The following is a 23693-nucleotide window of genomic DNA, read 5'->3' as shown; positions in this document are numbered from 1 at the left end:
TTTTTCCATTTTAAAAACTATTTTTTAAAAATATATTTTTAGCTTTAACAGTCTTAGCGGTGCAGACATATGGGTATTTGTTCTTCAATTCTCTGCATGCCAACTTTGCCTGGCGACTATTTTCCATAATCCCGAATACAGTTGGTCCGCTCCCGGACATTGTTGTAGATACTGCACCCAGCTCAATTATCTTCTCTTTTATTTCACTGATAACCGGAAATTTTCTGCTAATAATAGAGTCAAATCTGTTATATATATGTTTTCCAAATTCATTAAGATAAAGAGGTTTTCTTTTATTTATATAATTATTCATATAATGGTTAAAAGTTATCTTTGTTTCTTTAAAATTGCCTTTTATTTCCTTATCGAATTCATCATAAGCCCATTTTGTCGAGACCTTAATTCCCGGGTTAACCAATAAGACATGAAGTGGGTTTCCTGCTGTTAAAATAGGATACAGCAATTCTCCTCTTCCGGTAGCATAAACAGTACCCCTTTTTAAAAAAAAAGGAATATCCATTCCTAAACTGAGTGCAATGTTAATTAACCTGGTGGGTTTCACATCTAATTGGAATAATTTGCATATTCCTGCTAAAATTGATGCAACATTTGAAGAGCCTCCCCCTAATCCTGCTGCAACAGGAATATTTTTTCTTATCCTTATTTCAACTCCATAATCTTTATCTCTCATTAAGCAATCTACTGCTTGATAGACTATGCTCTCTCTTCCAACAGGCACTATAGGATTATCACATTTAATCTGATAAATTGGCTTATTTATTTTTCTTATTATAATCTCATCATAGATATTAATCGTTTGGAATAATGTTTCAATACAATGGTAACCATTTTCCATTTTTTCTTTTATATCAAGATACAGATTTATCTTAGCATAACTTTTCAGTCTAATCATTTTATATATTATTTAATCTCTTTTTTATTAATATTTCTGCTAATAAAATATCAATGGATGTAGTAATCTTTATATTTTCTCTAGAACCCGGGATAATTTTTACTTTTCCACCATAATGTTCTGCAATTGATGCATCATCTGTGACTGACAATTCTTCCTCTATAGCCCTTTTATAAATGTTTTTGGCATATTTTATATTAAAAGCCTGGGGTGTCTGAACTATCCAGTATTCTTCCCGGTTAACTGTCTCCTTAACCAGCATTTCCTCTATTATAACTTTTTTTATTGTTTCAATAACCGGTACAGCCATAATTGCCCCTTCATGGGTATCAACTTCCTCTATAGTTCTCTCTATCATCCATTCTTCAATTAAAGGCCTGGCACCATCATGAATACATACTCGCCCGTTATTTTCTTTTATAGCTTGTAATCCTTTATATACGGATTCTTGCCTGGTAAATCCACCTAATACAATTTTACTTAATTTCTGATATTTATTTTTTTCTATTACTTCCTTCTCTATTTTTTTTAAATCTTTCTTATGAACAACCAATACAATTTCATCTATTTTTTCAGATTTCTCAAATACATTTAAAGTATGTACAAGTAGCGGTTTTCCTGCTATATTTACCAACATCTTACTGTCACAGGAATCAAGTCTTTCTCCATTTCCAGCAGCAGCGATAATCGCAATATTACTCATTATTCCTATCCTTGCTCTTATTTTCTTTGATACTTAAATACATTTCATGTCTTCCTTCTATAACAAAATTGGTGTCTATAACCTTTTTAATATCATCATTGCCTTCTATATTTTCTATTCCATCAGGAGAAGTGCTTTCAAAAACATTTACCCCAACTAATTCAGCTACAATTTGATTATTCTTAACTTTTTCCTGATAAAACTTTTTTATTTCATCCCAACCATCTATTAAATATTTCTCTTCATTATATGAGAGGACTTCTTTATTAAGCGGCTCTATGGATGAACCCCCGTTAACCAGCAAAATTACTTCCCCTACTGTAATATCTTCCGGTATTTCTATACTGAATACTTTTTCTTCTACAGGTTGCCTGAATGGTTGAATAACAGCCTTTGCAATTATAATATCACCGGGATAATACTCTTCTTTGTCAGTCTCAATCTCCTTTATTATTGCATTTTTATTATCTTCAGATACAGTGACATCAAGTTTTATTTCATTTAAATCAATCTGTTCACCATAATTATTAATCATTAAATCAAATATTTCCTCAAAATCGCGACCACATTGCACAGCAATGTCCTCTTTACTGAAAAACATATTATCATATAAAAACGTATCTTCTCCGTAAGAAGGTTTCAATTCAATGTGAACATTTGCCGTTCCCAATCCAATTCTATCAATAGCATGGTCTATTGTTTGCACAAGTAGCGCATTAGTCACACTTTGTATAATACTATTCTGTGGAACAATTTTTGTACCACTCTGGATATTTTTTGCTTTATCTAAGTCATAAATATTGATTTTACAGGATACTACCTTTGGAAAATGATTTAACCTTGCCAGGATACCTGCATTTCTGTCTTGCACTACTTCACCTAATAACTTATAAGGGGTTCCCATTTTAAAAGGCATTAATATACTGGGAAAACTGTGGTAAATATAAACAGCAGAAAATAAATATGAAACATTACCCTGATGCAAAAAAGGGTGACCAAATGCTAAAACTAAATTATCTGTACAATATGTAGATGTTCCTATAGTAAGAACACTCGCATCACCTGTAGATAGCTGCACTCCGACAGCTGAACCAGGTTCAAGGGTATTCAATTCTGAGTTCATTTCCAGCTCGATGCCAATATTGCTTGTTCCTGATATATTTTTAACAACAGAGCCTTCTGCATTACCAAGACTGTTTTGAATTATTTCTATTGAACGTCCGCTAAAACCACTTATGAATATTGGAGTATTGATATATTCAAAATTAAGAACACTTCCACTATTATCAGCTAATTCAAAAATACTGGTAATTTCTTCTTTTTTTGATATATTTTTGACTATTCTATTTTTTAAATCACTATCTAAGGATACAGGCACTGGTTGCATTGTTTGTTTGTAGAGTAATTCATTATCAGTATCCTGTTTATTGTAATCGAATAATTTAAGCATTCTATTTATTGGTGTTACAAGGCATAAATTATGCTCACTCATTTCCCATGCATGGGAAATTGCTCCAGCTAACTTTCCATCAAAATAAACCGGAGTACCGCTCATTCCTGCAGAGATGCCGCCATTCTCTTCTATTTTTTCACCATTTAATTTAACTAAAATATAACTGTCATCAATCCCGGTTCCGGAAATTATATCAATTACCTGGATATCAAATTCTTCAATTTCTGTTCCGGAAAATACAGTTTTCCCAATACCTTTGATTCCAGGCGATATCTCATTTATATGAATAAAGCCTCCCTGTACCTGGGCATTAATGGCCAACTGGAAAAAAAATAAGATATTCAATAATAAAATCAGTGTAATTATTTTTTTAAATTTGTTTTTCTTATCACTAATCACTTTTTTTAACATACAAAAAATAAAATTTTATATACTCCCCATTACTTTATTTTTTACCGTTGTGTACTACTGATTAAACCCTGTTTTAACAGGTGAATCTTATCCAGCACTTTACCGGCTCCTAATGCTACACATGAAATTGGATTTTCAGCGACATAAGCAGGAATCTTATTTACCTTTGTTAACAAAACATCAAAATTTCTTAAAAGTGCTCCTCCACCAGTTAGCACCATGCCTTTGTCAGCAATATCAGCAGCTAATTCTGGAGGAGTTCTTTCTAAAACCAGCTTAATTCCATCTAATATTGATTCCAAAGTTTTGGATATAGCCTCCAATACCTCTGAAGACCCCACTTCAATACTTTTTGGCAGTCCCGACACCAGGTCTCTTCCTCTTATCTCTGCATACGTCTCCTGTTCCTGCTCCATAGCGGAACCTATCTCGACCTTCAGATTTTCGGCAGTTTTTTCGCCAATCATAAGATTGTACTTGCTCTTAATATATTTCACAATATTCTCATCAAAAGTATTTCCAGCAACTCTTAGAGATTCGCTCTCGACAATTCCTCCAAGGGAAATAACTGCGATATCAGTAGTACCTCCCCCCACATCAACGACCATATTACCATAAGGTTCACTGATATCAAGACCTGCGCCGATAGCAGCTGCAATTGATTCCTCAACCAGGTATGCTTTTTTTGCTCCCGCCGCAACCGCAGCCTCCAGGGCCGCTCTTTTTTCAACTTCTGTCCCCCCGGCAGGAACACAGATAACTACCTGTGGCCTGAATAGTCTTGAATTTGATGACACTTTCTTGATAAAATAGGTAAGCATTTTTTCTGTTACATCATAATCAGCTATAACTCCTGCCTTCATCGGTTCAATGGCAACAATATTTCCAGGAGTTTTTCCTAACATTTCTTTGGCTTCTTTTCCAACTGCGAATACTTTTCCCGTATCTTTATAAATGGAAACAACAGATGGTTCCTGTAATACTATACCTGCACCTTTTTGGAATATTAATACACTTACAGTTCCTAAATCTATTCCTAAACTTTTATCTATTCCAAGCATATTTTAAGCTACCTCCCCAAAAACGCTAATAACTTATTCTTAAAATTATTGATTTTTAAAATAAAATACAAATTATTTAATATTGTATCATACAAGTTAAATTTTAATGGCAATTTCTTAGTCCCTTTTTATATTAGCACCCAGTGCCTTTAACTTTTCTTCTAATTTAACATATCCTCTATCGATATGATATATCCTGCTTATCTCAGTTATTCCTTCTGCAACTAATGCTGCAAGTACCAATGCAGCCCCACCTCTTAAGTCAGAAGCCATTACCGGGGCAGCGCTAAGTTTTTTAACACCTTTTACAATACTGTTTCTTCCTTCAATCTTAATATCAGCCCCCATTCTTCTTAAATCACCTGCATGAGCAAACCGGCTTTCAAAAACATTCTCTGTGATAACACTTGTTCCATTAGCAATAGTCATTAAAGCCATAAACTGTGCCTGCATATCTGTAGGAAAACCAGGAAAAGGCATAGTTTTAATGTCAACTGATTTAATTCCATCCGGACAGGAAACAAAAATGCTATCCTTTTTTACTTGAACATCTAATCCTGCCTCTTCTAATTTCACCGTACATGATTTTAAATAGTAAGGATTAACATTCTTAATTTCCACATTACCTCCGGTAATAGCAGCAGCAACCATGTAAGTTCCACCTTCTATTCTATCCGGAATAATTTTATATTTTACACCCCTCAATTTTTTAACACCTTCGACAATTATTATATCATTCCCTAATCCATCTATTTTTGCTCCCATTTCATTTAAAAAATTACCCAGCTCAATTACTTCAGGATCTTTAGCGGCATTCTCTATTGTCGTAGTGCCCTCTGCTAAAGAAGCTGCCATCATTATATTCTCGGTAGCCCCCAGGCTTGGGAAATCTAAATAGATATCATCACCGGTTAATTTGTTTACCTCAGCCCTGATATATCCTTTCTCTGTAACAATATCAGCTCCCATGGCTCGAAATCCTTTTAAATGAAAATCAACGGGTCTGGCACCAATGGCACATCCGCCTGGCAAAGATATTTTTGCCTTTTTCAACCTGGCTAACAGTGGCCCCATTACCAAAAAGGAAGCTCTCATAGTTTTTACCAGTTCATATGGTGCTTCATAATTATTAAAATCATCCGGGTCTATCGAGAGTGTATTATCATCAATCCATTCTACTTTTACTCCCAGAATCTTAATTACCTCAATCATGCTGTAAACATCCTTTAGTCTAGGAACATTTTCTAAGATACTTACCTCTCTTGACAGAAGAGAAGCAGCCATGATTGATAAAGCAGAATTTTTTGCACCGTCAATAACAACAGTTCCATTAAGCTGTTTACCACCGGCAATATAAAATTTATCCGGATTTTGCATTTTTCCACCTCAATTTTTTTTGCATTTATTTAATTTTATTAATCTTTTTAGATTATTAAAAAAAGGGGGTTTTACAATTCCCTTTTCTGTAATTATTGCAGATATATTTTTATTTGGTGTAACATCAAAAGCAGGATTGTATACATCAATACCAATCGGAGCAATTCGCCTTCCCATTATTGTTGTTACTTCGGATTCTCTACGTTCTTCGATTTTAATTTCATTTCCATTGTTAATTTCAAAATCAATAGTCGTAAAAGGTGCCGCAACATAAAAAGGTATGTTGTGCTCCTTCGCCAACACAGAAATGCTGTATGTGCCAATCTTATTTGCAACATCACCATTGGCTCCGATTCGATCAGCCCCAACTATCACTTTGCTTATTTCCCCCCGGGACATTAAAAAACCAGCAACAGAATCACAAATAAGAGTTGCGGGTATTTTCTCTTCCAATAATTCCCATGCCGTTAATCTTGCTCCCTGTAACACGGGTCTGGTTTCATCAACAAAGACTTTAATATTCCTTTTCTGCCTGTATACTGATCTGATTACTCCCAGAGCGGTTCCATAAAATACTGTTGCCAGAGAACCAGCATTACAATGGGTCAATATAATATCTCCGTCATCGAATAACTGTACTCCATTCTCTCCAATTTTATAATTGGTTTGAATATCTGTTTCGGCAATTTCTTTGGCCTTTGATATGATTTTATCACGTAATTCTTTCACCGTAATATCACTATTTATAGTCAATTCCCATATTTTTCCCAAAGCCCAAAATAGATTAACTGCTGTAGGCCTGGTTGCAGCCAGCAAATCCCTTGCTTTTTCTAAATAGTTGATAAACTTTGAAATATCATCAGTTTCATAATTTTTAGCAGCGAGAGCCATTCCATATGCAGCTGCAGCTCCAATTGCAGGAGCACCTCTAATTGCCATATCCTTTATAGCATCAGCCACCTCATAATGATTTGAACAACTTATTATCTCCAAATCATCGGGGAGTTTTCTCTGGTCAATCATGAATACTTTATCTTCTCTCCACTCTATTGTCTTTATCATCTCATAACACCATTTATTTCCTGAATAATTATTTTTTCAATTAATAATTATTAAATATCAGTAACCTCTGTATTTTTCTCTCATAAAAATAAATTAATAATTCCCAGATTAGCAAAAGTAACAATAATTCCGGCAATCATAACACCTCCCGCTATCATCGGGAAGGCATACCAAAAACGTATTCCAAATAAAAAAGCAGCAACTGAACCAGTCCATGCACCAGTTACAGGCAAAGGTATAGCAACAAAAAATAATAAAAACAGCGCTCCATACTTCTCATATTTTTTTTCATGCCTTCTGGTTCTTTTGAATAACCATGAAAAAAATATATCAAATATAGGACATTTTCTTAAAAAATCTGAAAACGGTTTCAGGTAAAGAAGCAAAAATACTGCGGGTATTAAGTTTCCAAAAACCGCAAAAATATAACTTTCTAAAACCGGCAAATGATAATAAGATATTGCAATAGGTATAGATCCACGTAATTCTAACACCGGTAATGTTGAAAGCAAGGTGATTTTTAAAAGATTAATTAACAATATTCCTGATTACCTTTCTCACAATCCTGGTCATTTTTGGTTCAGATTTTGCAGCTGCGTTCAATATCTCTTCAAACTGGACTTCCTCTACAACACCATCAATTGCTAAATCAGTAATACAGGATATTCCCAAAACCCTCATCCCCATATGATTTGCAACTATAACTTCAGGAACAGTAGACATTCCTACAGCATCAGCCCCAATTTTAATTAAAAACCGGTATTCAGCAGGTGTTTCAAGCATTGGTCCAGTCAAGCCGGCATAAATTCCTTTCTGAATTGATATTTTTTCCTCAATAGCAGCTTCTTCTGCAAGTTTAATTAAACCTGAATCATATGCCCGTGACATATCAGGAAAACGAGGTCCTAAACTATCATCATTTGGACCTATCAATGGATTGTCTCCCATTAGATTTATGTGATCATTGATAAGCATTAAGTCTCCCCTTTTAAAAAAGCGGTTCATTCCTCCTGCTGCATTTGAAATAATAATGATACCAGCACCCATTTTCTTCATAACCCTGACAGGAAAAGTTATTTCCTGCATGCTGTATCCTTCATAATAATGGAATCTGCCCTGCATTGCTATTATATTCTTCCCTTCTAATTTACCTAATACCAAATTCCCGCTATGCCCATGAACCGTAGAAACAGGAAAGTTATTTATTTTATTGTAAGGTATAATCGTTTTTTCTTCGATTTCCTCAGCCAGCTTACCTAATCCGGTACCCAAAATAATTGCAATTTCCGGTCTTACTTTACTATAATCTTGTATTGATTTAATGCTGCTTTCAATCCTGGCTAATATATTTTCCATTATTTCCCTCCAACATAAAAGTTTTTTAGTCTTTGGTTTTTGTTTTATTATTTTGCACCTTTTATCTCATATCCTAAAGTCTTTTCTTCGTATTTCACGGTATATGTTATACAATTTTTTTTACTTCCTCCCCCTCACCCTAACCCTCTCCCTCCTGGGGGAGAGGGAATTTATTAATAAGTATCCTTTGTGGGAGAAAAATATTTTTACACTCTTGGAAAAGCCTTGTAATACTCTTCGCTAATCCATTTTCTACTAACATGAGTATAGATTTGTGTTGTAGAAATATCTGAATGGCCTAACATTTCTTGAACAGATCTTAAATCTGCTCCATTTTCAATCAAATGGGTTGCCAACGTATGTCTGAAAGTATGTGGTGTTACTTTAATTTTTAATCCGGATTTTTCTACATAATTTTTTATTATAAAAAAGACACCTTGCCGTGAAATAGGTTTCCCATTACTATTTAAAAATAATATATTGGTATCCAGTTCTTTTACCAGGCGAGGTCTTATTGTATTTATATAATCGGATAAAATATTGTGTACTCTATCAGTAAAAGGAACCCATCTTTCTTTGTTTCCCTTTCCTGTGCACTTTAACAGAAGATGATCCAGGTTAATATCATTTCTTCTTAAACTAATAAGTTCAGATACTCTCATACCTGTTGCATATAGAAGCTCTAATATTGCCTGGTCTCTTTTTCCCAAAATTCCTTTAAAATTCTTTTCAGCCAACAATCTGTCCAATTCTTTTAGACTAAGCACCTGTGGTAATTTTTTTTCTATTCGGGGAAATTCGATGAAATGTGTCAAATCTTTTTTAATCAATTCTTCAGTAAACAGAAAGCGATAAAACATCTTTAATGCTACTAAATTTCTGAATACTGAGTTAATGCCAAGTTTTAACTGTGATAAATATTTATAATAAGCAGTAATATCCTCCCGGTTGACGGCTTTTAAGGATGTATTTTGTTTCTTAACTACAAACTCGAGAAATTTTGATAAATCATATCTATAAGAAATAATTGTATTATAGGCCAAACCCCTCTCCAGAGAGAGGTAATCTAAAAAATATTCAATTAGTTCCTGTTGTTGTTTCATATATAATTACCAAGCCTTATCAGCAACTGAGCAAATATAAGATTCTAATTGCATACTTTAATTAACTCTATGTTACAAAATATCTTAAAAAGATAATAATTTATAACTATATAATATTTTAATAGCTTATCTGGGTATCAGGATGAATTACCTGTATCCATACATTTCCTGGCTGTATGGCTAATCTATTGCCTTCTTTATTATAAAAAAGCGTTTTAGATTGAAGGCTCTCTTTTTTCCAGGTAATCTCTTCAGACTTTCCGTTAAATATTATCAGCCCGCTGCCTTCTCCAATAAAATCAATAGATAACCTTCCCTCTTCATCTATTACCTTTTTCTCACTATGCTGAATGATGATATTTTTTACATCAATAGGTCTCCCGGTTTCCGCATCAATATGGAGCTGGCCATTAATATAGCGGACATATCTTTGCCCATCCGATATATATTGATAGCTTACTATATAGTCATTATGGTATCTAATATCAATTTTCTGAGCATCTCTGCCTGTAAGAACCTCTTCTCTGTCAATCTCAAACTGGTAGTCTCCCTTGTTGACCATTTCAATATAGCCCAATCTTCTTGTCTCATCTCTAAGCTGTTCAGTAGAGGCATAAAGATTATGCGGCGCATTGCGATCCTGACTTCTCCAGAATGGCTGAAAATGGACTAATTCATTAATATCGTCAATTCTCTCTTCCCGAATAAACCTTGCCGCATCCGGGCTCTCCCCGGCATGAACATAAATAGCATTATGTTCTAATGTTTTGGTTATAAAATAAGGTCTGGCACTCCGTACAGGACCTACTTTGTCAGCTTCTTTGGTTGCATATATGGCTAAAAATCTGGTGATTCCGCCTTCAGCCAGCACTTCATAAACAATATCTGCCTTGTCCAAACCACTTTGTGGGCGGGCAAAACTTGCATTATCAATCATAACCGCTAATGGTCTATTGCCAAAAGGTGATTCTTTTTCAATTGCATCAGGTAAACTGGTTATTCTTCCGGGAGTTACTACTGAACCATATGTTGACTCAATACGCTCACGACCTTCCGTGCCTAAATTTGCCTGCATTTCATAACTACCCTCTTCCAGCATTTGGCCTTCAATTTCTCTTCTGCTGGTTAAAGATGGGTCAATCTCCCTTGCTGCCATCTGTACATCCTGCCTCAATGCAATTTCTTCCTTTATTGGCGCAATGTCTTCCTCAGCAGGAATTTCAATTTCCGGAACCTTTACTTCGACCTTTGGGGTACTCTCTTCAATTTCAACCTGCTCTTCTATCTCGTGCAGTGTCTCTACTTCCTGTATTTGAGCCGGTTCAGGCATCATGGGATCTACTTTCGGCTTCACATCCATTTCTGCAAGCGGCTCTTCCCTGATTATTTCCGGTCTTGGTGATACAGGCGTCCTGGCAGCAGGCAACTCCATCATGGTTACTTCAATGATCTCTTCCTCAGGTGGTAAATCAAAAATGTCAAAGGTAATTAAATTGCTGAAGGCAAATATAAACAATATATTTATAATCACAGAAATCAAAAAAGAACGGCCTAAAAAACTTTTTTGCTTTACTTTTCTTCTTTTTGCTCTATATCCAATAGTATTTTTCAATTAATCACCCTGTTTTCTAACAATTTTTCAAAAGAATTATCAATTTTCTTCAATTGGCTTGGTTGCAATGGCTATTTTTTCAGCTCCGCCTTTTTTTATTAAATCCATTACCCTAACCACTTTTCCATGAGTAATATTCTGATCTGCCTCCAATACAACCAATGTATCTACATTATTGCCAATTTCCTCTCTTATGTACTCTGATAAATTATTAGGATCAATTAACCTGTTATTTAGATATAGAACATTATTTTCAGTAATGGAAACAACAAGATTTTGCTTCTCACTCACCTCGGCAAAATCCCCGCTTGGAAGGTCTACTTTTACACCGCTTTCAACATTTATAAATGTAGTAGTCAGCATAAAGAAAATAAGTAATAAGAAAACCACATCAATTAAGGGTGTAATATCAAAACCAATAGTTTTTTTACTGATGTGATAAAATTTCATCTAATTTCACACCTTCCTCTTTTTCTTCTTTATTATTAGATAATAATTCCAGTATTTCTATAGATGTGGATTCCATTTCTTTAACCTGTCTGTCCACACGGTGTGCAAGGTAATTATAAGCAACAATCGTAGGAATAGCCACTGAAAGACCAAATGCAGTAGTCAGTAATGCCTCAGAAATTCCACCTGCTAAAGCTTCCGGATTACCCACTCCAACGACTGACACAACCTGAAAAGCTTTAATCATACCAAAAACAGTTCCTAATAAGCCCAACAAAGGAGCAATATTGCCGACAGTAGACAATATAGGTAAATTTCTTTCCAATATTGTAATTTCATGTCTGGCAGTGTCTTCAATAGTCTCCTTTATCTCATCCCTCGAACTGCCATATTTTAATAGTGCTGCCAGGATTATCTGGGAGATAGGTGTAATATTCTTTCTGCAGGCGGATATTGCAAAATTAATGTTTCCCTTTCTGATTAAATCACTGATTCTTTTGCCAAATTTTCTTGTTGATGTTTTAATACTCTTCAGGTAAAACATTCTTTCAAAAAAAATAGCAATAGCCAGCAAAGAACTGAAAAATATCGGGTACATTAAGAAACCGCCCTTATTAAATAGTTCAAACATTAAATAGTTGCCTCCTCTAATATCTATAAATAATTTTTTAATTTCTTTTTAAATCTTAACTTTTTTGCCTTGACAATTAATATGTTATGCTTTTTTGATAAAGCTTTTACAATAAGTCATTAAGATAATCTAATTGTTCTTGTGCACTATCTGAATAGCTGCTGTCAGGACAATCATTTACAATCTGTGTGTAATAATTATATGCCTCATCCATGTTTCCTAATTCCTGCTGGCTGATAGCAGAGATATACAATATATCACATTTAAAAGTGCCACCCGGGTAGGAATTTAAATACCTTTCACCTGCAGAAACAGCCTTGTTATATTCTTCTTTTTTATAATAGCTCAAACAAAGCCCATAAAGGGAACCGGGCATATATCGGCTATCGGGGTAATTATTTATTAGCCTTTCAAAGTATAATATGCTATCAATCCACTGTTGGTCTTCCAGTACAATCTGAGCAATAATATAAATAGCCTCTTCCAGATATTCACTATCCGGATATTTATCAATAAAACCTGTTAATTTTGTCATAGAGTTATTATTATCAGATATTAAATAGTTTATCTTTCCAGTAAGAAAAACACTTTCCTCTATAAATGAACTATCAGGGTATTGCTGTATGAGCTCCTGGAATGATAACAATGCATTCTGATAATCTTTATCATTTAAGTAACTCCAGGCAATACTATATTGAACATGCTCTGTTAATGAATGGGTACCATAGTGTTGTAAAAAATCTTTATAATAAGTAATTGCTGACTTAAAGTCTGCCTGCTGATAACAGGTTTCAGCTAACATATATAGAGATCTTGCAGAAATTTCGCTTTCTTCCAGATAATCAACTTTCTGAAAATTATCTTTAGCCTGATTATAATCCGCCAGCCTGTAAAAACTCAATCCTTTCCAGTAATTTATTTCCATTCTCATCTGTTCAGTAATATCCATGCCTTCAATCATAATAAAGGTTTCAATTGCCTCCTGGTACTTATTACTTTCAAATTGTGTTTTTGCCAGAGCATAAAATCCATCTACAGATAAATCACCATCAGGATATATCTCTTCAGCCTCCTTATACAGTGAAAGCAATAATTCCTCATCACCCAGTCTTGTTGCAGAATCAAGTTTAATTTCCATAGCTTCTTTTGTGTTTGTATCTTCCAGTACATCAATTGAATCCTGGTATTTTCCAAGGTGATAAAGACTTTGAGCGAGCTCAATTTTACTTAAGCCTGCAAGCTCTCCCAGTGGAAATTCTTTAATAACACGCTGGAAATAGGGCACTGCATTTTCATCATCATCTTTTCGGGAATATGATAAACCTAAATCAAATAACGCTCTTTCCAATATATATTCTTCTACTGCATCCTTTTCTATCAAAGAACTATTAATTTCAATAACTCTATCATATTCTCTTTGCTCAAGCAATGTCCTTCCTAAAAGATATGCTGCCTCATTTTCTACTGGACTGTTTTTCTTCTCCAGCAACTTTTCTAAAACACCCATAGCTTCGTGATATCTTTCTTCCCTGAATAATGTAAAACTATAATAATATTTTGTCTCGTCTATCTGTTTAAAACCTGGATTATTCTCTATGATATCCAGCAGATATTTTTTTGACTGTTCATAGTCTTCTAACCAGAAATATGATTGACCCAGGATATATTTTATATCTACCAAATCATATTCGGATGATTCTGAGTCTAATAATCCCTCATATAATTGAATTGCAAGGGGGTATTTCTCCTGAACAAAATAGACTCTTCCTAATTTATAAATCCCCTCTTCATATAAAGGGCTTTTTGGAAAATTATCTATTAACAGCTTAAGATGTTCTTCAGATTGGGGATATTCTTCAAGTAAATATAAACACCATCCGCTTCCCAATAAAGAATTTTCATAATACTCACTATTGGGGTAATTATCAATTATATATTTATAATGAATATTTGCTTCATGATAATCTTTTAGCTGGTAAAGGGTTTCAGCAATTAAAAATCTTGCCTCTAAATAATCAGGATTTATCTCTAATGATTCTCTTAATTTTTCCAATGCTACATTATAATCACCTATTGAGTAAAAATCATATCCTAACTGGTAAAACTCTCTCTCCATTCCTCCGGTATATTCAATGTTTTCACCAATTCTTCTTCTCTCTTCCGCATATTCATCCATGCGGTCTAAATGGAAATATGTGCGCATTAAAAACGTTCTCGCCTTTTCAAAATTAGGATTCAACTGAGTGGATGATTTGAATACGGCTAAAGCGTCCTCATATTCGCCGGCTATATAGTGCTCATAACCCTCATTAAATCTCCAGACAGCATCTCTCCCGTATTCTTTTTCTTCAAGCGCTTTATTTAAATAAATCCTGGCATGATTGTCAAACGGGTCTAACCTGACTGCTTCCTCCCAATGGCGAATTGCTCCATCTAAATTTCCATAGTGATAATAGCTTAAACCTAAATAATAATGGGCATCCTTAAATGCAGGAGCCATACTGATTGCCTGTTCTAAATAATTTATGGCCTCACTGTAATTTTTTACAATATAAGAATTATACCCTCTTTCATAACTCTCGAAGGCTTGCTGGCCAAATATTGATATTCTTTGCGTTCTACTTGCAAACCAATCCAGTTCAATGCTTTCCGGCTGAATTCTTTTAATCGCCTCTGCCTGCTGCAATGCCTTTGTCCCCTGTCCGGTGTCATAATAAATCCTCATTAAATATGACCGGGCATCAATATCGTTTTGATTATATGATATTGCCTTCTCTAAATAGTAGACAGCAGATGAAGGGTCACCGGCATTGTACTTCAAATGAGCAAGCCTGGTAAGCAATATAGAAAATTCAATATTATTAACCTGCTTACCGGTTCTCTGTACAGTATCCACATATAGTTCAAGACTTTCTATTTCCCGGGCAATCCACTTTGTTTTTCGAAAAATTTCATATAACAGATAATAACCATCGGCAAAATCAGGGTCTAACTCAACAGCTTTTGTTGCATTTTGAATTGCCTCATTCCACAATGGTTTGCTGGGATAATCAGCACCTCCATATTCTAAAATAGCCTTTTCCTTTAATTCTAAAGCTTTTTTATAATACTCTGAAGCTGATTGGTCATCCAGAAAAAGTGATGCAATTTGAGCAAGGTCCCTGCGGGGTTCTTCGACAACAGGCATATCAGGAGGCATTTCTTCAGCTACATCAGTCTCTATTTCAACAATTTCAGCTTCTATGATAGCCTCCAAGGGAACTCTGTTTGGATCAATATCGGATTCCTGTAATATATTTCTGATTATTCTTTCTTTTAAATTGTATAAATCGTCCAGGGGAGCTGAAATTCTGCGAAATTCAACCAAATGACCGGTGGAAGAAGCATACATTAATAAATCCAAATCAATCTGACCTTCAGCATCCTGGAAATAGTTCCCGGAAAATATCAAATCAACCTTCAAAAGATTGGCTAAATGACCAAATGATATCGAGTCTTTCTTTTGAACCATATTTTGGTATTGCCCTTGATCAGCTATTGTATTTATTTCAGACAATGGCATAAGATTTACCTGATCAATTTTTGATAAAGATTGACTTATTGTAACAGCCAAATCTTCTTCTAACCACTGCAAACCTTCATCTCCGGTTTGATTGTTGAAATAATAGATTGCTATATCTGGTGCTGGAGATGCAATTATCTCTGGTACTGCTGTGAATATTATTAAACCAATAGCAATAAACCAGGTTAATAATTGGCTTTGGAATTGGTTAACCTTATAATATTTTTTAAATAGCTTAAACCAGTAAATCATTTTTATCCTTTACATAATTATTTCTATATGCTTATTATTATACCAGCAAGATTTATTTTATTTAACATAATATTATACAGTATCTATGAATAAAAGTAAAAATCTGTATCTCCAATTTTTACCTTATCCCCGTCCTTTATTCCTTTATTTTTCAGGGCTTTTTCAACCCCGGTTTTTTTTAATATTTTTTGAAAGTATTCTAATGCCTGGGGATTTTGCAGATCATACCTATTCACCATCTTAACTATTGTATTCCCTTTAACAATAAATGTGTCACCTTCTTTTGTAACGACAAAATCCGGCTCATATCGATAATGAGCCAGCTCTTCCTTTTTGGTAAATATTTTTCTGCTCTCCTTTTTTTCAGCAATAGATATTAGTTTCTGCAACTCATAAATAAGTCCATCTACACCTTCACCGCTGATTGCTGATATGAACATCACCGGAACATTTTCTTTTGAAAATTGCTTTCTTATAAATTCTTCCTTTTCTTTTACTTCCGGTAAATCATATTTATTTATTACAACAATTTTTTCCTTTTTCTGTAAAATATCGGCATATTGTTTTAGTTCATTTTCTATAATAAGATAATTCTGAAACAACTTATCATTATTGTGAAATACTATCAGAGAGCCGTCGATAAGATGTATTAATACCTTTGTTCTTTCGATATGTTTTAAAAATCGCGTGCCCATTCCAACACCCTGATGAGCTCCTTCAATCAAACCCGGAATATCTGCAATTACAAAAGAATTTTCTTCATCTACCTGCACAACACCCAAACAGGGTTCGATTGTAGTAAAAGGATAATCAGCAATTTTTGGTTTTGCAGCAGAAACCCGTGAAAGAAGAGTAGACTTTCCTGCATTGGGAAATCCGACAAGCCCAACATCAGCAATTAGTTTTAAGTTAAGCCTTAATTTTACTCTTTCTCCCGGTTCCCCTCTTTGAGCAAACATAGGAGCCTGTCGCTGTGAACCTCTAAAACGATAGTTCCCTTTTCCGCCAGCACCGCCTTTGGCCACAAGTATTTGTTCTCCGGGCTTAGAGAGATCTGCAAGGAGTTCATTTTTCTCAGTGTCTTCTACAACAGTTCCCACAGGTACCTTAAGCAGCAAATCCTGTCCATCTTTACCGTTCTTTTTTTGCCCTCTGCCATTCCCTCCATCTTCTGCATTACAATGGGGGCTTCGGTAAAGCTGAATCAGTGTTCTTGTGTGATAGTCAGCCTGAATAATTATATTTCCGCCTTTCCCGCCATCACCTCCATCAGGACCTCCTCTGGGAACAAAGCGCTCTCTTCTGAAACTTACAGATCCGTTACCGCCGTTACCGGCATTTGCAAATATAATAACCTTATCTGAAAACATTATAATCCTTTTATATATTTTTTATATTTCGTAATATGTGTATTTTTAATTTATAACAAAAAACCCTGAGCTTTTTCAAAACCCAGGGTATATTTTGTTGAATTAATTATATAACTATTCTTCCAACGCCTTGACAGAAACCTGTTTTCTATTTTTACCTTTGTTCTGAAAATCAACATATCCGTCAATTAATGCAAATAATGTATCATCATTGCCACGGCCTACATTTTTACCTGGTAAAATCCGGGTACCTCTCTGTCGGATAATAATATTACCACTTTTTACCAGCTGACCGCCAAATTTCTTTACTCCTAAACGTTTCGATATACTATCGCGACCGTTCTTAGCTGAACCCTGTCCTTTTTTATGAGCCATATAATCTCACCTCTCTTTAAAAGCTGTAACTTTCAATTAGTAATTCTATTTGCTGTCGCTTATTTTTTCAATCTTAACTTCGGTAAAGGCCTGTCGATGCCCTGCTTTTTTCTGGTATTTTTTCTTTGGTTTATATTTAAATACTACTATTTTTTTTGCCCTTCCCTGTTTTAACACTACACCTTCAACATAGCTATCAGTTAATAATGGCCGACCAAACTGGTATTCTCCGTCTTTCTCTAACATCAATACCTGATCAAACTTTATCTTATCGCCCTCTTTTGCTTCAAGTTTTTCAACCTTGATAACATTACCTTCTTCAACTATGTATTGTTTTCCTCCCGTTGCGATAACTGCATGCATTTAGCATTTTCCTCCTGCTTAAAAAATCGCCTGAATAGGCAGCCATAATAAAAGCTTTTACAGCCTATTCAGTGCGTTAGTTGGCTTATAAAATTTATCATATATGATAATACATGTCAAATCATTTTTTCTTTTTTTGCATTTGTTAAAATATGTGTCTAAATATTAATAGCGCTAATCATCTATTTTTCCATAACCAGTTATTATTTTAACACTATTTACTCTTATAAAATCTTTACAATTTTTTTAACTTCTTTTTTCCTGCCAACAGCAATTACTTTGATTTTTTCAATATGCAAGTCACTTAATGGCTTAATATAAATTGACTTCCGGTAATCTTTTTCCAGTTGTTTTATTAACATCATTTTGCTACCAGCAAGTTCTTCTTCAACTTTTGGATGCACCCCTAATAGAATTGCCTCTGCCTTGGAGTGAATGCTTAGATCTTCCAGTTTATGCATAACCTGATTACTTACTGTTTCAATAGAAAACACCCTTCCGTTACCGGAACAATACGGGCAGGAAGTTCTTAATAAAGAATCCAAATCTCTCTTCGATCGTTTGCGAGTCATTTCCACAAGCCCTAATTCAGATGTTTGAACTATATTAGTCTTTGTTTTATCTTTTTTAAGCGCATCCTCCAGCTTTTTCATGACCTTTTCCTGATCTTCCTTGTTATCCATATCAATAAAATCAATGATAATTATTCCCCCGATATCTCTAAGACGTAATTGCCTGGCTATCTCTTCAGCAGCTTGCATGTTGGTTTTCAATATAGTGTTTTTCATCTTTTTTCCGCCAACATACTTTCCGGTATTTACATCAATAACAGTCAGGGCTTCCACTTCATCAAAGACCAGATATCCCCCGCATTTTATCCATACTTTTTTCTCTAAAGCCCGGTTTATTTCTTTTTCTATATTATATTCTTCAAAGATTGGCTTATCACCATTATAATAGGAAACACGCGGTTTCAAATCAAGAAGTGACAGAGTATCAAGAAAGCTGACTATTTTTTGGTAATCTTTTTTTGTGTTAACCACAAATTCATCAATATCTTCAGTAAACAGATCCCGTATAACCCTGTATGTCAGATTTAAATCCTCATGCAAAAGCATTGGAGCTTTTGCTTTCTTACTTCTTTTTTGTATTTTGGTCCAGAGTCGTACCAGTAAGTCCATATCAGGAGCAAAATCTTCTTCATTCTTACCAATACCCGCTGTTCTTACAATAAAACCAAAATCCTTATGTTTGATTTTCTGTACTATTTTTTTTAATCTATCTTTTTCTTCATCCTGCTCTATCCTTCTGGAAACAGCAATTCCTTTATTGTTCGGCATTAATACCAGATAGCGTCCCGGCAGACTGATATCGGTTGTTACTCTTGCACCCTTCGGTACAATGGCTTCCTTTACCACCTGAACGTCTATCTCCTGTCCTACTTTAATTAGTTCATTAACATCAATTTTTTTATCGTTATTAGTAGTACCAGATTGCTCTAAGTCATTCAGGTGTAAAAATGCATTTCTATCAATACCGATATCAATAAAAGCAGCTTCAATTCCCGGCAAGACATTTTTTACTTTTCCTTTGTAGATATTTCCAATAATTTTCCTATCTTCCAGTCTTTCTATATGTATCTCAACTAATTTATTATTTTCTAAAATAGCGACACGCTCTTCACTTAATCCACTATCAATAATAACTTGTTTTCCTTTAATCTCCATATTTCATGTATCACCTTCCTATTTTAAAATTTTATAAACTTAAAATAAATATTAAATACAAATAATCCCTATAAATCATTTATATTAATTTATCATATCTTATTTAGTCATAATCTGTTCTCTGGTTGCTTCTCTTATAGAAAACAATTCTTTCTCATTGAACATTCCGAAAAATTTATTTATGATTATTAACGGATTAATACTCCCTTTATATTGAATATCAATAATCAATTTAATTAATAAGCAATTTTTCTCATCAACAGGTATTGTTTCCATACCTTCAATATAAGGTTTTAAGTCTACATCCCTTAGTCCTTTTTTGGTCCTTTTTTCAGTAATAATACTCTCCTGGCTTACGAAACATTGAATATTAGAGTTGACCAATTCTGTTAATTCACTTTCTTTATTGTCGTAATTGTTTGAATTATATTCTATTTTGATAAGATAAACAGCATACCTTAAAATATGACTCAATGTGTTTTTATTTTCTGTAACCGCTTCTATGTCTAAAATCTCTAAACCCTGTGGGGCAAATTTATTAATGCTTTCCTTTATTTGAATTTTATCTAATTCATTTAACAGATTTATATCAAGGACTTCCTGCAACCCGACAAATCCTAATGGCAAAGCCGGGCCAAAAGATATTTTATACCTGGGATTAAAACCCTGTGTTAACTCCACAGGCAATTGGCTTCTTCTTACAGTCCTGCTGAATAGTGTATTTAAATCCAGATGTGATATAAACTTCAGCGGACCGTCCTTTTTATATTTTAAACGATACGAATAGGACATTTACTTGCTCTCTTTATTTATATTATAACGTATTTAACAACATTATTTTACTTTATTTCTTCGAAATTTCTTTACAAATCTTCTGTAATCCGCACCCTTGACAATCAGCAGTCCGACAATCCCGGGTTGTTTTGCCTTCAATAGCCTTTTTCCATTCAAGCCAGAAGTACTCTTTGGATACCCCGCAATCAATTATATCCCAGGGCATTATTTCTTCTTCTTTTCTTTCCCGGTTAGCATAAAAAGAAATATCAAGGTGATTTTTCTGAAATGTCTCTTTCCATTTGTCAAAGTTAAAAAATTCCCGCCATGAATCAAATTTACATCCTGCCTGATAAGCTTCTTCTATTACCCTGTTTAACCGCCTGTCACCCCTGGCAAAAACTGCCTCCAGCAGGCTTTCTTTAGTATCAGGGAAACTATAAGAAATATTTTTACTACGAATCTTTTTTCCAATATAATTAAATTTTTCTATCAGTATTTCTTCTTTTTCCTGTCCCACCCACTGAAAAGGCGTATGAGCCTTTGGCACAAAAGCATTTATGCTTACATTTAGAGAAAATCGAGCACCTACGGTTTTCCTGCCGATTTTTTCCACTCTTTTAATCATTTGAATAATTCCGTCAATATCATCCCGGGTTTCAGTAGGTAATCCAATCATAAAATATAACTTAACCCTTCTCCACCCTTCATTAAAAGCATATTGAACAGTATTGTATAAATCATTTTCAGTTACATTTTTATTAACCGTATTACTCAATCTGTCAGTTCCAACCTCCGGAGCAAAGGTAAGTCCGGTTTTTCTAACACGCTGAGTCTCTCTTGCCAGCTGTACTGAAAAACTGTCTATTCTCAATGATGGAAGAGAAACTCCTACCCCTTTTTCTTCATACCTGTCAACTAACTCTTTAATTAAACTGGAAACCCTGCTATAATCACTTGAACTTAATGATGATAAAGAAATTTCTTCATACCCTGTATTTTTCAGTGACTCTTCAGCCAGCTTCAGAAGATTTTCTTCAGAACGCTCCCTTACCGGCCTGTATATCATTCCAGCCTGGCAGAATCGGCAACCCCTGGTACATCCACGGAACACTTCAAGGGTAATTCTGTTATGAACAATATCAATATTTGGCACAATAGGAGATGTTGGAAATGGTGCAGAGTTCAAGTCGGCTACTATTCTTTTGGTTATTTTTTCTTTTGCATACTTATTCCTGCAGGAAAAAGATTTAATAGTTCCATCAGGATAATAATCAACTGTATAAAAGGAAGGAATATATATACCCTGTATGCTACCCAATTCCTGTAAAAGTCCTTTTTTCCCGCTTTTCTTTCCTTTTTTTGACCATGAACTATATACAGCAATAATCTCATTAATAATATCTTCCCCATCACCTATAACAAATAAATCAATAAAATCTGTTAATGGTTCAGGGTTAAAAGTGGCTGGGCCTCCGGCAATTACAAGAGGTTCATCTTCACTTCTTTTACCTGCTTTTAATTGTATATTGCCAATATTCAACATATGTAATACATTTGTATAGCATAATTCATGCTGTAAGCTGAATCCAACAATGTCAAATTCATTTAATGGTCTGTAAGATTCCTGTGAAAATAATGGAATATTATTTTCTAACATCTGTTTTTCCATATCCTCAGCAGGTGCAAAAACCCTCTCTGCCAGGGCATCTTCACGTTTGTTAATAATATCATAAAGAATTTTAAAACCCAGATAGCTCATTCCTATCTCATATAAATCAGGAAAAGCCAGGGCTACTTTTACAGTACCAATATTATCTTTTTTAACAATCTGATTATACTCTTTACCAATGTACCTACCAGGTTTTTCTACATTTCCAAGTATTTCTTTCTTAAGTATATTCTCTATATTCTCTTTTTTCCTATTCAGCGTATAATCCTTTCTATATCTTATCTTTTATAATAATTAAGATAAATTTAATACATTTCTAATCAGGAATAAATACTTCTTATATGAACATTCAGCAAGATACCTATCCCGATAAAATTACTTATCATGAAGGTTCCGCCATGGCTGATAAATGGTAACGGCAACCCGGTTGCAGGCATCAAACCCATCGCCATACCTACATTTATTAAAACGTGTAAAAAAAAGAATGCAACCACACCAGCTGCTAAAAATGTTCCCAAAAAATCAACCGCCTCCTGTGCAATCTTTATACCCTTCCATATCAAAAATATAAATAATACCAGTAATATTACCGCTCCAACAAACCCCATCTCTTCACCAACTACAGAAAATACAAAATCAGTATGTTGAGCAGGTAAAAATTTTAACTGGCTTTGAATCCCGCTAAAAATTCCCTGTCCAAATAATCCACCGGACCCTATTGCCACCTTTGATTGTATCACATTATACCCGGCTCCCAATGGGTCCAGGTTGGGATTTATAAATAAAATTATTCTATTCTTTTGATAATCTTTTAAAAATGACCACATAATAGGAAATGAAGATAAAAACAACAAAGCCATTATAATAATATGCTTCCATCTGATTCCTGCTATAAATATCATAAATAATAATATACCTAAAAATATCATTGAGCTACCCAGATCAGGCTGTTTAAAAATAAGAAGCATCGGGATACCTGTAAATATAAAAGGTGCTATAAAATATACGGGATAAGACAATTTATCTTTCTGCCTGCTGAAAAAATCTGCTAAAAATATTATTAATGTAATTTTTGCAAATTCTGTTGGCTGAAAGTCAAAACCGGCAATTACAATCCAGCGCTGAGCTCCACCTGATACCCTTCCAAAAAATATTACATATATCAATAATAATATTGATAATATATATAAGGGTGCAGATATTTTTTCCACTTCGTGGTAATCAATGGTTGCTATTAAAATTGACATCACCAGGCCTGCAGCAATGTACAACAACTGTTTATGAAAAAAGACCGGGGAACCGATATCGGTTATTTGAATATTAGTTGTGCTGTATATAACCAGTAAACCAATTGAACACAAAAGCAAGACAATAAAGAGAAGAGTATAATCAATATGTTTAATTATGCGAAAGCCTCTCATTAAGGAAGCCCATCCAAATCCTGAGAAAGAAGCTGTTTTATTCAT

General features: G+C 34.3%; 20 protein-coding genes. All 20 read right to left on the bottom strand.

All coding sequences use genetic code 11. From position 1 onward, the window contains the following. Positions 1 to 10 precede the first annotated feature (10 nt). On the bottom strand, positions 11 to 913 hold the full coding sequence (ispE, locus tag PHQ99_01020) for a 4-(cytidine 5'-diphospho)-2-C-methyl-D-erythritol kinase (protein MDD4288165.1): 903 nt from the start codon (positions 911 to 913) through the stop codon (positions 11 to 13). Position 914: 1 nt separating this feature from the next. Further along, positions 915 to 1616: a 2-C-methyl-D-erythritol 4-phosphate cytidylyltransferase gene (gene ispD, locus PHQ99_01015; protein ID MDD4288164.1), complete on the bottom strand. Its 702-nt coding sequence runs from the start codon at positions 1614 to 1616 to the stop codon at positions 915 to 917. Further along, the gene (locus PHQ99_01010; GenBank protein ID MDD4288163.1) at positions 1609 to 3480 is read right to left on the bottom strand and encodes a SpoIVB peptidase S55 domain-containing protein; all 1872 of its coding nucleotides are present in this window, start codon (positions 3478 to 3480) and stop codon (positions 1609 to 1611) included. Before PHQ99_01010 ends, ispD begins: the two co-directional genes overlap by 8 nt. Positions 3481 to 3521: 41 nt before the next feature. Continuing rightward, positions 3522 to 4541 (bottom strand): rod shape-determining protein, encoded by a 1020-nt coding sequence (locus tag PHQ99_01005; GenBank protein ID MDD4288162.1) that lies wholly within the window; start codon positions 4539 to 4541, stop codon positions 3522 to 3524. Between the two features lie 117 nt (positions 4542 to 4658). Further along, positions 4659 to 5918, bottom strand: coding sequence for a UDP-N-acetylglucosamine 1-carboxyvinyltransferase (murA, locus tag PHQ99_01000; protein ID MDD4288161.1), 1260 nt, complete (start codon positions 5916 to 5918; stop codon positions 4659 to 4661). A 9-nt stretch (positions 5919 to 5927) separates the two neighbouring features. Further along, positions 5928 to 6980 carry an S-methyl-5-thioribose-1-phosphate isomerase gene (mtnA, locus tag PHQ99_00995; protein MDD4288160.1) on the bottom strand — a complete coding sequence of 351 codons (1053 nt, stop codon included), beginning with the start codon at positions 6978 to 6980 and terminating at the stop codon, positions 5928 to 5930. 80 nt (positions 6981 to 7060) lie between these two features. Next, complete coding sequence (locus tag PHQ99_00990; protein ID MDD4288159.1) at positions 7061 to 7519, bottom strand: small multi-drug export protein; 459 nt, start codon at positions 7517 to 7519, stop codon at positions 7061 to 7063. Next, entirely contained in the window at positions 7509 to 8336 is an 828-nt protein-coding gene (locus tag PHQ99_00985; GenBank protein ID MDD4288158.1) for a purine-nucleoside phosphorylase, read from the bottom strand. Before PHQ99_00985 ends, PHQ99_00990 begins: the two co-directional genes overlap by 11 nt. A gap of 206 nt (positions 8337 to 8542) precedes the next feature. Beyond that, the gene (xerD, locus tag PHQ99_00980; protein ID MDD4288157.1) at positions 8543 to 9439 is read right to left on the bottom strand and encodes a site-specific tyrosine recombinase XerD; all 897 of its coding nucleotides are present in this window, start codon (positions 9437 to 9439) and stop codon (positions 8543 to 8545) included. 118 nt (positions 9440 to 9557) lie between these two features. Then, complete coding sequence (locus tag PHQ99_00975) at positions 9558 to 11051, bottom strand: DUF3048 domain-containing protein (protein ID MDD4288156.1); 1494 nt, start codon at positions 11049 to 11051, stop codon at positions 9558 to 9560. A gap of 39 nt (positions 11052 to 11090) precedes the next feature. After that, positions 11091 to 11501 carry a biopolymer transporter ExbD gene (locus PHQ99_00970; protein ID MDD4288155.1) on the bottom strand — a complete coding sequence of 137 codons (411 nt, stop codon included), beginning with the start codon at positions 11499 to 11501 and terminating at the stop codon, positions 11091 to 11093. Further along, positions 11479 to 12132: a MotA/TolQ/ExbB proton channel family protein gene (locus PHQ99_00965; GenBank protein ID MDD4288154.1), complete on the bottom strand. Its 654-nt coding sequence runs from the start codon at positions 12130 to 12132 to the stop codon at positions 11479 to 11481. The genes PHQ99_00970 and PHQ99_00965 overlap by 23 nt, the downstream gene beginning before the upstream one ends. Before the next feature lie 106 nt (positions 12133 to 12238). Next, the gene (locus tag PHQ99_00960) at positions 12239 to 15946 is read right to left on the bottom strand and encodes a tetratricopeptide repeat protein (protein MDD4288153.1); all 3708 of its coding nucleotides are present in this window, start codon (positions 15944 to 15946) and stop codon (positions 12239 to 12241) included. A gap of 83 nt (positions 15947 to 16029) precedes the next feature. Continuing rightward, positions 16030 to 17316: a GTPase ObgE gene (gene obgE, locus PHQ99_00955; GenBank protein ID MDD4288152.1), complete on the bottom strand. Its 1287-nt coding sequence runs from the start codon at positions 17314 to 17316 to the stop codon at positions 16030 to 16032. Between the two features lie 114 nt (positions 17317 to 17430). Next, positions 17431 to 17691: a 50S ribosomal protein L27 gene (gene rpmA, locus PHQ99_00950; protein MDD4288151.1), complete on the bottom strand. Its 261-nt coding sequence runs from the start codon at positions 17689 to 17691 to the stop codon at positions 17431 to 17433. A 45-nt stretch (positions 17692 to 17736) separates the two neighbouring features. Continuing rightward, positions 17737 to 18054 carry a 50S ribosomal protein L21 gene (rplU, locus tag PHQ99_00945; GenBank protein MDD4288150.1) on the bottom strand — a complete coding sequence of 106 codons (318 nt, stop codon included), beginning with the start codon at positions 18052 to 18054 and terminating at the stop codon, positions 17737 to 17739. A gap of 224 nt (positions 18055 to 18278) precedes the next feature. Further along, positions 18279 to 19781 carry an Rne/Rng family ribonuclease gene (locus PHQ99_00940; GenBank protein ID MDD4288149.1) on the bottom strand — a complete coding sequence of 501 codons (1503 nt, stop codon included), beginning with the start codon at positions 19779 to 19781 and terminating at the stop codon, positions 18279 to 18281. 99 nt (positions 19782 to 19880) lie between these two features. Beyond that, positions 19881 to 20573 (bottom strand): TIGR03936 family radical SAM-associated protein, encoded by a 693-nt coding sequence (locus PHQ99_00935; protein ID MDD4288148.1) that lies wholly within the window; start codon positions 20571 to 20573, stop codon positions 19881 to 19883. A 52-nt stretch (positions 20574 to 20625) separates the two neighbouring features. Beyond that, entirely contained in the window at positions 20626 to 22485 is a 1860-nt protein-coding gene (locus PHQ99_00930; protein ID MDD4288147.1) for a TIGR03960 family B12-binding radical SAM protein, read from the bottom strand. A 62-nt stretch (positions 22486 to 22547) separates the two neighbouring features. After that, entirely contained in the window at positions 22548 to 23693 is a 1146-nt protein-coding gene (gene rodA / locus PHQ99_00925; GenBank protein MDD4288146.1) for a rod shape-determining protein RodA, read from the bottom strand.

The organism is Atribacterota bacterium, assembly GCA_028703475.1.
Classification (GTDB): Bacteria; Atribacterota; Phoenicimicrobiia; order Phoenicimicrobiales; family Stramentimicrobiaceae; genus JAQVMU01.
Note: the sequence above shows the minus strand (reverse complement) of the source record. Positions and strands in the feature narration are given on the sequence as shown.